6 protein-coding genes are annotated in these 12,568 nt (G+C 37.5%); 1 reads left to right on the top strand and 5 read right to left on the bottom strand.

Annotated elements, in window-relative coordinates:
- Positions 1 to 112: 112 nt before the first annotated feature.
- Positions 113 to 991 carry a UTP--glucose-1-phosphate uridylyltransferase GalU gene (gene galU, locus CEG13_RS01320; RefSeq protein ID WP_100009963.1) on the bottom strand — a complete coding sequence of 293 codons (879 nt, stop codon included), beginning with the start codon at positions 989 to 991 and terminating at the stop codon, positions 113 to 115.
- A 14-nt stretch (positions 992 to 1,005) separates the two neighbouring features.
- Positions 1,006 to 3,126: a CDP-glycerol glycerophosphotransferase family protein gene (locus CEG13_RS19190; RefSeq protein WP_100009962.1), complete on the bottom strand. Its 2,121-nt coding sequence runs from the start codon at positions 3,124 to 3,126 to the stop codon at positions 1,006 to 1,008.
- Positions 3,127 to 3,277: 151 nt separating this feature from the next.
- Between CEG13_RS19190 and CEG13_RS01310 the strand changes: the two genes are divergently transcribed.
- The gene (locus tag CEG13_RS01310) at positions 3,278 to 4,837 is read left to right on the top strand and encodes a glycosyltransferase (protein WP_100009961.1); all 1,560 of its coding nucleotides are present in this window, start codon (positions 3,278 to 3,280) and stop codon (positions 4,835 to 4,837) included.
- A gap of 152 nt (positions 4,838 to 4,989) precedes the next feature.
- Here CEG13_RS01310 and wecB read toward each other — a convergent pair whose 3' ends face one another.
- The 3 genes from wecB to CEG13_RS01295 form a co-directional block, all read right to left on the bottom strand.
- The gene (wecB, locus tag CEG13_RS01305) at positions 4,990 to 6,126 is read right to left on the bottom strand and encodes a non-hydrolyzing UDP-N-acetylglucosamine 2-epimerase (protein WP_100009960.1); all 1,137 of its coding nucleotides are present in this window, start codon (positions 6,124 to 6,126) and stop codon (positions 4,990 to 4,992) included.
- Between the two features lie 107 nt (positions 6,127 to 6,233).
- Positions 6,234 to 8,918, bottom strand: coding sequence for a peptidoglycan recognition protein family protein (locus tag CEG13_RS01300; protein WP_158234621.1), 2,685 nt, complete (start codon positions 8,916 to 8,918; stop codon positions 6,234 to 6,236).
- 92 nt (positions 8,919 to 9,010) lie between these two features.
- Positions 9,011 to 12,289 carry a GW dipeptide domain-containing protein gene (locus CEG13_RS01295; protein WP_100009958.1) on the bottom strand — a complete coding sequence of 1,093 codons (3,279 nt, stop codon included), beginning with the start codon at positions 12,287 to 12,289 and terminating at the stop codon, positions 9,011 to 9,013.
- Positions 12,290 to 12,568: the final 279 nt, after the last annotated feature.

Raw genomic sequence — 12,568 nt, 5'->3', positions numbered from 1 at the left:
ATTATACAAGTATCTATTGTAAAACACAATAAAAATCAGGCTTTTCCTGTTAGGAGTAAAGCCTGATATAAATTTCGATTGACTTTTAATTGCCTAGCCTAAATCAATTTCTTTATTTTAAACTGCTCTTGTTCGTCATGACGCCCTCAAGGTAATCCAGCAATGGTTTTCTTAAGTCCTCGCGAGTTAAAGCCATATCAATTGTCGTTTTAATAAAGTCTAACTTTTCGCCTACATCGTACCTTTTTCCTTCAAACTCATAGGCATAAACTTTTTGTGTTTTGTTAAGCTTTTCAATCGCATCTGTTAGCTGTATTTCACCACCTGCACCAATTTCTTGATCATCCAGGAAGCGGAATACTTCTGGAGTAAGAATATATCTGCCAATAATTGCTAAATTGGATGGCGCAGTCCCTTTTGGAGGCTTCTCCACAAACCTGGACACTTCATAGCGGCTTCCTGAACTAACGGCAGGGTCAATTATACCATATCTGTGCGTTTCAGATTCTGCTACCTGCTGAACGGCGATAATCGATGAATTAATTTCTTCGTATTCATCCATCAACTGCTTAAGACATGGCTTTTCATTTTGAACAATATCATCACCCAACAGAACAGCAAAAGGTTCATTGCCAATAAATTTCCTCGCAGACCAAATCGCGTGCCCCAAACCTTTCGGAGACTTCTGTCTGATATAATGAATATCCAGATTCGCAGATTTTCTCGTTCTTTCAAGTAGTTCGAACTTCTCTTTCCGTATTAAACTTTCTTCCAGTTCAAATGAATGATCAAAGTGATCCTCAATGGCTCGTTTTCCTTTGCCAGTAACGATAATAATGTCCTCAATACCGGAATCGATGGCTTCCTCAACAATATATTCGATGGTAGGCTTGTCCACTATTGGCAGCATCTCTTTCGGCATGGCTTTTGTAGCAGGTAAAAACCGGGTCCCTAACCCTGCCGCAGGGATAATTGCCTTTTTTACACTCATATACCTGCACTCCCTTATTTAAACACTTCTTTTACAACACGTTCACTTGCATTACCATCTTCCAAATAACAAAACTTCTCATAAAATGCTTCCGTAGTTCCGTATGGTATGAAACCATTCTTGTCGATTTTCTTAATCTCGTTAATAATTTCCTCTGTGGTTTTCACCAATGGACCAGGAGCTTTTGCTTCAAAGTCAAAATAGAATCCGCGCAGACTATCTCTATATTCATCTATATCATAGACATAAAAAAGCATCGGTCTTTTTAAGTTTGCATAGTCAAAAAATACAGAGGAATAATCAGTAATTAACATGTCAGCAATTAGATATAACTCCCGTATATCCTCATGGAAAGACAAATCATATACAAATCCTTCAAAACCTGACAGGTCTATATTTTCAGCCACAAGATAATGCAGTCTTAAAACAACAATGTATTCATTACCGAGTTCTTCTTGCATTTGCTCCAGATCCATTTGCAGATTGAATCTGTATTTCCCCTTACCGTAGAATTGATTATCACGCCAAGTAGGTGCATATAGAATTACCTTTTTATCCTCAGGAAGGTTTGTCCTTCGTTTTATCTCATTTATTGTCATTTCATCATTTGAATTAATTAAGAAGTCGTTTCTTGGATAGCCTGATTCAATCATTTCCCGGTCGAATTGAAACGCCCTTCTGAAAATTTCCGTTGAATAAGCATTTGGGGATATCAAATGGTCCCATTTACTTGATTCCTTTATAAAATTCTCTTTGTATTTTTTCGTATTTGTCCCTGGCATATGCACTTCATCCATATCGGCAGCTAGTCTTTTTAAAGGTGTACCGTGCCAGGTTTGCAGATAGGTTGTATGATTGGGCTTTGGTATCCACAAAGGCAATCTGCTGTTGGATACCCAGTATTCAGCTCTCGCCATCAGCAATAGCCATTTTATTGAAAATCTCCTTACACTGACTACATCCTTATCTTCAAAATATTTCATGTGCCGCCTATCAACACTCCAAAACATATGGTAATCAAAATTGTTATGTGCCATATACTCATAAATAGCTCTTGGGCTATCACTAAATTGTTTGCCAAGAAAACTTTCAAACATTATGGTGTTTTTCTTTACAGGAAACTTACCAAGAAGGTAGAAAGCAACTTTATAGGCTTTTTTTAATGCGCTTCCTCTCCTAATTTCCACCCATTTGTTTCTTGCTTTCTGAATCACTTCATTTTTTAAATTGTATCTTGACATCTGGAATGATAAGTATTTTGAATCTCTAGTTGGCTTAACCAATACTTTTATCTTATCTCCCTGATAAGTAATAATATTTTTCATAGGGAAGTCGCCAAAGTGGTTAAGTCTGATTCTTGTACTCCTTATTGTCATTGATTCGTTGTTGTGCAAATAAGTCATTTCTAAATAAAATTTGAAGAAAACCTTTTTTTCTAAATCCAACCCCTGAGGTATGGTGAAATTCCCCTTTATTCCACTTTCCGTTAATTGTCCATTCCCTTCATACCGATCATTTAAGTCTTCACGCTTGAATTGTTCAATCGGCACTTCCATCTCCATTTCATCTTCATCTTTATTGGCTGTAACAATCAGTTTCATACCTTTTACTTGATAATCATTTGTTTTATACAATGGAGGAAAATTAAAATAACCTGAAAAAGAGAGGGTATCTGTTGATAAACTCACATTTTCCAATTTCGAGTAAAGAAAATACTCATTTATTCTAAATGATAATTTCCCTTTTTTGGTGGTAAATGGATAAAACATTTTTTCTTGTTCAGGAAGAACGATGGATAAAAAACGGATATTATCATAATTACTTTTAACCCGTCGCCTTTTGTTCTCTTCATCTTTTTCACGATTTATGTACAAGTCCCAAATGTCATTTTCCAAAAAGGTTTGCTTCCATTCATTAAAGGGAATTGCTAATTGAAAAACCGTATAGTCTTCTATCGTTTTGATAATTTTGGATTGAATTGGTATAATTTCTTCTGTATACCGCTCTTCTAAGGTGAAATAATATTCATCTACACCTTCAAGAAAGCTTTCTTTTAAAGGTACAGCCATAACGTAATAATTATTTTTCATGGTGATATGTATTAGTTTATTATTTTTAATTTTGTTTGAAGTCATTTAAGAATAGTACTCCTCTCAAGTAGCAATTACACCAACATTATATCTGTCTCACGAAGTATTATCAAATTTATTGTTAAATTCTTCTTTTTGATATACTGTTACCTTGAAGCTAATTAAAATTACAATTCCACACAGAAAGGGTTAACAAATGAAGCCAACAATGTTTTTTCTAATGAACTCAATTGAATTAGAAAGAGGAGGGCTTACACGTGCATCGTTAAAACAGGCATCCTTCTTTGCAGAAATGGGTTATGAGACCTATATGCTGACATTTAATTTTAATCCAAAATACCCTCTAATTCGCAAAAAACTAGTAGAAATGAATAAAGTCCATAAAGACGTAGTCATCCGAAACATGTATGAAGAATTGGAAGGGAATAATGAGCAGTTGTCTCTCACTTCGATAAGAAAAGCTTCATTACAAAAATTGACTCAAGGATTGCCATTTGATAAAAGAGAGGACCATGATGCCTATAGAGTATATAATAATGGTTTATATATTAAATATATCTCTTTTTCAAAAAAAGGATTATTAGATTTCATAGATTATTTTAATGAAAACAGATATAGAACTAAAAGAGAAGTATACGATCCATGGGGAAATTTAAAGAAGGTGGCATACATGGATTTTTCCACCAATAAGCCGCGCCAAACCGTTTATTACGATAATAAGGGTAGTGCGTTTTTTTCTCAATGGAATAACCCTAATAATGGAAAAGTGCAACGTATTATCCTATTTAATAAAGATGGATCCATTGCCAAGACTTTCGTGAAAGATGACGTTTCACATAAGGTTGACTGGTTATCAAATGTTGTGGAAAGTGTAGAAAATGATAAATCAGTAATAATTTCAGATACGAGAAGTACAGACGATACATTGATAAAATTTGAACATCCAAAGGCAGCAAAAATATGGAGATTACACAGCAACCACTTAGATAGTCCGTATGAATCAGATTCCAATATTTTACCAAAAGCAAAAAATGCCTTTAATAACATACATGTATTTGATGCTGCAGTATTTTTAACTGAGGAACAAAAATCAGATGTAATAAATAGGATAGGAGAAAAAGATAATATTCGGGTAATCCCTCACTTTCATGAAGAAACAGGAAGCTCACTTAAATCCCTATTTAAAACAAATAAAAGGGATCCCAAATTGGGGGTAGTCATCAGTAGACTGAGTACATTAAAGAGAATCGACCACATAATAAAAGCATTTGAAATTGCAGTGAAAAGAGTTCCCGATGCTAGGTTGGAAATTTGGGGTACGGGAGATCAAGAAACTGATTTAAGTAAACTTATTACTGAATTAAATTTAAATGATAATGTATTTTTAAAAGGGTACACACATACTCCAGACGAAGTATACCAAAAAGGAAGTTTCTCAGTTTTAACTTCTAAATCAGAGGGGTTTGCCTTGTCTGTACTTGAGAGTATGTATAATAAAACTCCTGCTATTAGTTATAACATACGCTATGGCCCATCCGACATGATAGTTAACAATGACAATGGGTTTCTGGTCGAAAATACAGATATAGAGGAACTGGCGGCCAAAATGATATACCTGTTTGAAAACCCTTCGAATGCCAAAGAAATGGGGGAAAAGGCTAATAAGTATATAGAAAAGTACTTTAATAAAGACATTTATAAAGATAAATGGCTGGAAGTAGTTGATTCAGCAATTCAGAATAAATTCGGTCAATAAATTAAACACAGGTTGGGAAATAACGAAACTAACCCAAAAACTACTTTATGATATTTCCTAACACCCATTTTTGAGAACCGGAAAATATAAAAATAAAATAAAATAAGCGTGTACCTTCACTGATTCATGATGGTTGGTACCACGCTTATTTTTTATCTTACTGGAGGTTTTGCCTTCTTCTTAAAATACTCCACAATGGCATCAGCTATTCTCCTGGATGCTTCCCCATCCCCATATGGATTAGACGCTTTTGCCATTTGTTCATATGCATTGCCATCGGAGAGTAGTTCATTAGCTAGATTAAAAATCTTATCTTCATTTGTCCCCGCAAGCTTTAATGTTCCCGCCTCAATACCTTCAGGACGCTCAGTTGTATCGCGCAACACAAGAACTGGTACCCCTAACGAGGGTGCTTCCTCTTGTACTCCACCCGAATCAGTTAAAATAAGATGTGCACGGGACGCAAAGTTATGAAAATCAACAACGCCAAGTGGTTCAATTAGTTGAATGCGTTCCTCATTCCCTAAAATCTCATTAGCTGTTCTCTGCACGACTGGGTTCAGATGCACTGGATAAATCACCTGAATATCTTCATGTGTTTCAACCAGCCTCTTAATAGCTCGGAACATTTGCTTCATATTATTCCCAATGTTTTCTCTTCTATGGGCAGTCATTAACACAAGACGTTTATCTCCCACCCACTCAAGCACGGAACTTGAATACGATTCATCCACAGTTGTTTTCAAAGCATCAATTGCAGTGTTACCAGTAACAACGGTTCGTTCTTCTGATTTATTTTCAATAAGCAGATTCTGCTTTGATTTTTCAGTCGGTGCAAAATGTAAGTCTGCCATAACGCCAGTTAGCTGACGATTCATTTCTTCCGGGTATGGTGAGTGTTTATTCCACGTCCGCAGTCCAGCTTCTACATGTCCTATGGCAATTTGATTGTAGAAAGCTGCAAGAGAAGCAGCAAATGTAGTTGTAGTATCCCCATGAACCAGCACGATATCCGGTTTGGTTTCTTTCATCACTTGGTCCAATCCCTCTAAGGCACGGGTTGTAATTTGAGCAAGAGACTGGTTTTTTCTCATGATGTTCAAGTCATAATCAGGTGTTATATCAAAAATTTCCAAAACCTGATCTAACATTTCCCGGTGTTGAGCTGTTACTGTGACAATTGATTCAAATTCATGTGATCGTTTATTAAGCTCCAGAACAAGCGGAGCCATTTTTATAGCTTCTGGTCTTGTACCGAAAATTGTCATCACTTTAATACGTTTGGTCATTGTTCTTGTCACCTCCCTATTATCAATTATACCATGCGACAGTAAAATGTTCTGCTTCCTTTAAAGAAGCAGAACATTTTTAGTTTCTTTTAAATAAGGTGCAATTATTAATCTACATACGAACTGTGAACCCAGATCCTCTCCCCATTAAAGTCTCCGCGGTACCAGATATTACTACCTACCTTTTCCGTTAGATGAACATGGAATTCTTGCCCTTTAAATTGAGCCAGTTCCGGGAATGTCAAATCCTTAGAACCACCCCACGCAGTATTATAAGCACTGCCTGTTCCTTTAAAGGTAAATGTCTTGTTGTCCCTGTCTACGCCGACATGGTTGTATGTAGACATTTCTCTCTCATTCACCCAGCCGACTATACCTTCTGTAGCACTAGGCTGCGTACTGATTAAATAATATCTATGGCCGTTCAGTTCAGCCTGCTTTTTGATATAATACACGGCGTTTAGATAATTTTCTGAGCTAAACGCTGTGGATGTCTCTCCAATTGCTTCATAAATAGTGGACCCACTGTGAAGATGTCCGAGTTTACTCGTACTGCTTTCTTCCTTTTCCATCAAATAACTTGTATGCAGCCAGATGGTCTCTCCCTTGAAGTTCCCTCTATACCAAGTATTGCTTCCCACTTCTTCTGTTAAGTGAACATTGAATTTCTGGTTCTCAAATTGAGACATGTCTTCATGCACCAGATCTTTTGATCCGCCCCATGCTTTACTATAGGCACTTCCAGTTCCTTTGAAATAAAATGTTTTGTCCATACTATCTACTCCGGTATGGGGGTGGATAGACAAATCCGATGCCCCTACCCAACCGACTACGCCCTCTGTATCACTTGGCTGTGTGCTGATTAGATAGTAAATTTGATCATTAAATGTTGCCTGTTTCTTAATATAATATACCGCATGTGTATATTTTGTCCCAGCTTTAAAAGTGGAACCACTTGGGTATAGGCTTGTGTGAATTTCTACATCTGCATCTTTAATATGTCCCAGTTTACTTGTACGGCTTTCTTCATAGGTAGTTACATAGCTTTCATGCATCCACACCTGTTTCCCGTCAAGCATTCCTCTGTACCACACATTGTTTCCTACAGCTTCTGTTAGATTAACCTTAAACGTTTCGCCAGCATGTGATGATAAATTGTAAACGAGATCTTTTGACCCGCCCCACGCTTTCGTATAGGCCTTTCCACTTCCTTTTACAATGAAGTTTTTACTTCCTTTATCTATTCCACTATGATCATGAACACTCATATCTTCAGCATTTACCCATCCTACTACTCCGTTTGTTCTGCTGGGTTTGTCACTTATTAAATAGAACGTATCACCATTAGCCGTTGCCTCTTTTTTAATATAATAAACTTTATTTGTGTATGAGGAGCCCGCTTGAAAGGAATCCCCATAAATTTCATGGGAAATTTCTACTTCCGCGTTTTTGATATGGCCAAGTTTGCTTGTGTTACTTTCAACTATATTGGAAACATAACTTGAGTGTATCCAGGCTGTTTTTCCACCGAGTGTCCCTCTATACCAAACGTTATTTCCTACTGACTCTGTAAGATTCACGTGGAATGTCTCTCCTGTCATGGAGGATAAATCACTATAAACCTCATTTTCAGGGCCGCCCCACGCTTTATTGTAGGCCTTTCCGGTGCCTTTCACCGTAAATGTTTTTTTGTCACTATCGATTCCTTCATGGGCGTGGACACTAATGTCTGTAGCTTTAACCCAGCCAATTGTTCCATTTTTACTGCTTGGCTGCCTACTCAACAGATAATAAACGGTTCCATCTACCTTAGCTTCTGCTTTTATATAAAATACTTCATTGGTATATTTCATAGCCGCTGTTTCGTAGCTTCCCAAATTCATAGGATTTTCGTAGATTCTTACATTACTTGATCCTATATGCCCCAATTTACTAGTATTTGCTTTCTGAGCTGCCACTAAATCGTTGTGTCTCTCCATTACTAAGCTAACAAATTCATTCCAGCTATATCCATATCTTGCGAAGTACCCATGTGGGTCGACATGCGTTGTTCCTCCAAGATGAATACTTACTGCTTTATGAGACCATAAAGATCCCTTTCCGCTATTCTCAGCATCTGACACTCCCAAATTATAGTTATATAGAATACCAGCTATATAATCTGCATAATTATTAATTGATCTGGCAAATTGATCAAAATTCTCCACTCTGACTAATTCGACATGTACAAACCGTTCGTTTGCGTACCTTCCACCGCCCCAAGCACCATAATCAGGCGGATGAATCTGGATAATTCGTTCATGGTCTATAAATGCATGAACAAACGCATTCAAATGATTCCGAGACATCCAAGAAATCTCGCCAGTAATATTGGATGCATCATTAGCAGTTTCATGAGCTACTACGCCTTCCACTGCACCATGACCACCCCGGTAATTAAACTTCGTGAAAAAATCTTTATGCTCATATTCAATATTTGCTGTATCAATACTTTTTATATACTCATTTACATCCGGGTACACAGATTGAATAAAAAATGATCTCCGCTGAACTTGTTCTTCAGGATGTTCACTTTCGAATTCTCCGTCTCTCCATCCTTCTGGAACATACTGAAGTTCTTCCTCTGATAGTTCACTAATGTCCTCACCATAAACTTCGGTTCCCTTTTTTATTCCCAACTCGTTGTATTCATCTTGATCATTAGATTGTTCCGCTTCTTCAGCTGACAAACCCACTGGGAATAGCAGGATCAAAGACAATATTCCAATTATAAAAACAAACGATTTTCTCATATACTCCCCCTGGATAAATAAAAGTACCTTAATTGCCATATAGCATTAAGCGACAATTAAGGTACTTCATTAATAACTAACAAACTCTTATGCTAAAACTTTCTATAAACTGGTATATCCAGATTTATGTTATATAACCCTAACTGCTGATATAAGTCATACATGGTATATATTTGCTTTGAAGCCCAGCCAATATCTGTTGCGTATTGATGAGCAGCAATCCCACCTGCGGCCATTGCCTCGGGATTCCAGCGCATTTCATACAGCGTATTCTGACCAGCTTTTATATAACTATTGCCGATAAACCGTGCTCCTCCAATAATAGCTTTTTCCGGAGTTGTCCAACCCTCGTCATATGCTCTTGCAGCCCCGCATTCTACCGCACAGCCGTCATTTGCTCCTATACCAAACATATTATAGACGGTCACCCCATTGTGATTCACTCCTTGAGCCAACTCAGAGGTTCCGTGCCCCGTTTCTAAAATTGCATGGGACATCAGATATAGATCGCTAACACCGTTTTCTATACTCGCTTCAATAAAAGCTTGACCTTTTCCTTCAAGTATACCCTTGCCTTCCAGGTAAGTATTTAACACCGCTGCAGTGGATCCACTCGGCCGCGCTAAATCTAAGAACTGAAACCTTTGACTTTCATCATTTGCAAAGTTAGTTGGATCCAAATAATGCAATACATCATCCGGACTTGCATTAACCCATGTACGATTCTCTGTATATTCAATTTGATACCAACCATTAACTTCTCTAATTATATTTACCGTGTCGCCTTCAGTAAGCTGACCAACAACCCAATAATTTGTACCTGGGCCGCCTCTTACATTTAAGATATTCGCGGTTATTTCGTTTTGGTTATTGACCCACGTCTTAGAAACATACGTATCATACTCTTTATCAGTTTGAGGAGCTGCTGCCATTTGTATAGCAAGTGCTTCGGCTAATGACAAATTATATGTTGTTTGAATCATACTTACTTCTGCTAGATAAGACTCATGGATCCAGGAAGTTTTGCCATTCAACGTTCCGCGATACCAAGTATTACTTCCTACCTTCTCGGTTAAGTTGACTTCAAATTCTTTTCCTTCAAATTGAGAAAGGTCTTCATACACCAGATCTTTTGATCCGCCCCACGCCTTAGCGTAAGCACTGCCTGAACCTTGAATGTAGAGTGTTTTGGCTTCAGAATCTACCCCAACATGCGGATTTGTGGATAAATCTGATGCTTTTGCCCATCCTACTACTCCCTTTGCGCTACTTGGCTTAGTACTTAACAAATAATAAGTTGTACCACTCTTCTTCGCCTGTTTTTTAATATAGTAGACAGCGTTGGTATATTCGGTTCCAGCCTTAAAAGAAGAAGTTGGATCATTTAGACCTTCATAAATATCTACATTTTTGTTTCTTATATGGCCCAGTTTACTGGTCGGCTGTTCCTTTACAGCAGTTACATAGGAAGAATGCAGCCAAATAGTATTTCCATTGAAATCTCCACGATACCAAGTATTACTCCCTACAGTCTCGGTTAAATGAACATGGAATGCTTGCCCCGCGAATGAGGACATGTCATCGTAAACCAGATCCTTTGCTCCACCCCAGGCTTTGCTGTATGCACTTCCAGTCCCTTTGAAATAAAAAACTTTGGCTTTACTATCTACTCCAACATGTGGATGGGTAGATAAATCTGATGCTTCTGCCCAACCTACTACGCCACTTGTACTGCTTGGCTGCTTGCTTAACAAATAATAAGTTGTGCCATTCAACTTCGCCTGTTTTTTAATATAATAGACTGCATTGGTATATTCGGTTCCAGCCTTAAAAGAAGAAGTTAAATCATGTAGATCTTCATAAACATCTACATTACTGCTTCTTATGTGACCCAATTTACTGGTTGACTGTTCCTGTACAGATGTTACATAGGAAGAATGCAGCCAAATAGTCTTCCCATTGAAATTCCCGCGATACCATGTGTTATTTCCTACTGTCTCTGTTAAATGAACATTGAATGCTTCACCCGCGAATGAGGACATGTCTTCGTAAACCAGATCTTTTGACCCGCCCCAAGCGGTGGTGTATGCACTTCCGGTTCCTTTAAAATAAAATACTTTAGCTTTACTATCTACCCCAACATGCGGATGTGTAGATAAATCTGATGCTTTTGCCCAACCTACAATTCCGCTTGTGCTACTTGGTTTAGTACTTAACAAATAGTACATTTGACCACTTACCACAGCTTGTCTTTTTATATAATAGACTGCATTCGTATATTTCTCGCCAGCTTTAAAGTAGTTTGATAGATCGTATATATTTTCGTATATATTCACATCAGTACTACGAATATGGCCAAGTTTACTGGTACCACTTTCCTTTGGATTTTCTGATACATCACTTAAATAGGAATTGTGTATCCAGAGAGTTTCCCCGTTCAAAGTTCCACGATACCAAACATTACTGCCAACTCTCTCTGTTAAGTGAACGTTAAAAATCTCATTTTCATAGTTGGACAGATCATAGATTAAATCCTTAGATCCTCCCCATGCTTTGCTATAAGCATTTCCAGTGCCTTCTATATAGAAAACTTTCGAGTCACTATCTATTCCAGTATGTGGGTGGGTAGAGAGGTCCGTAGCCCTTGCCCAACCAACTATACCATTGGTGCTGCTGGGCATGGTGCTTAATAAATAATATCGTTCTCCGTCACGCGTTGCTTGCTTCTTAATATAATATACTGCATGTGTGTATTCATCTCCAGCTCGAAAAGATTCCGATAAATTGTTCAGGTCTTTATAAATCTCGACATTAGCACTTCGTGTATGTCCTAGTTTACTCGTTGGAGACTCTTCTACTTCTACTGATGAGATAGAGAAAGTCTGGAACTGTCTGCTTTCCTGCTCAAGTTCACTCTTATCTTCAGCGCTCTTTTTTGCTGCTTCGGACTTTTCAACAGAAGCGGCATGGTCTTCTTTGTCTGCATTTTTTTCTTCTTCAGCCTCGACTTTTATTTCCTCTGATTCATTCTGAGTGCTTTTTACAGCTTCATTCTTCTCTTGTTGGTCATCTGAGACTTCTTTGCTTTCTTTTGAGGCGTTTTCGCCTTCAACCTGAGAGTCTTCTTTGTTTATTTCACGGGAGTCCTCAGTATCACTCTCAGTGCCATCAGAATTTCCGAACGGCTTTTCACTTTCCTTTGACCCCACATCTTTATCAGGCGATTCATATGTATCTTCCTTATTTGTTTCCGTGAGTTCCTTTTCAGGCAGATCTGAAACTTTTTCACTTTCAGCTCCAACATATGAATTATAAGATGGGAAAACACTAAAAGTTAACAGAACAACAAACATCAATATTATTCTTTTCATTTAACGCCTCCGTGTAAGCTGAATTTTAAAGGTGCAGTTCGTTTAACTTTTCACATCCTTCCATCATAAGTTAAAAATAAATTGTTAGAGGTCCGCTTTTCGAATTATTAGCTAAAACACCTTTAAGTGACATTATCTCCTAGACCTTTAACTTACTCTATTATACTCAGTAAACCAACTTTTGGAAATACGTTTTCTACATTTTCCTCAATTATTCAACTTTTCACCTCAAACTTCATTGTTTTATTCGACAAATTTAATGTTAAATAAAAATTTTAC

Origin of the sequence: Lentibacillus sediminis (genome assembly GCF_002763455.1) — a bacterium.
GTDB lineage: Bacteria > Bacillota > Bacilli > Bacillales > Amphibacillaceae > Lentibacillus_D > Lentibacillus_D sediminis_A.
The sequence above is the reverse complement of the archived record's forward strand: the minus strand, read 5'-3'. Positions and strand labels throughout refer to the sequence as shown.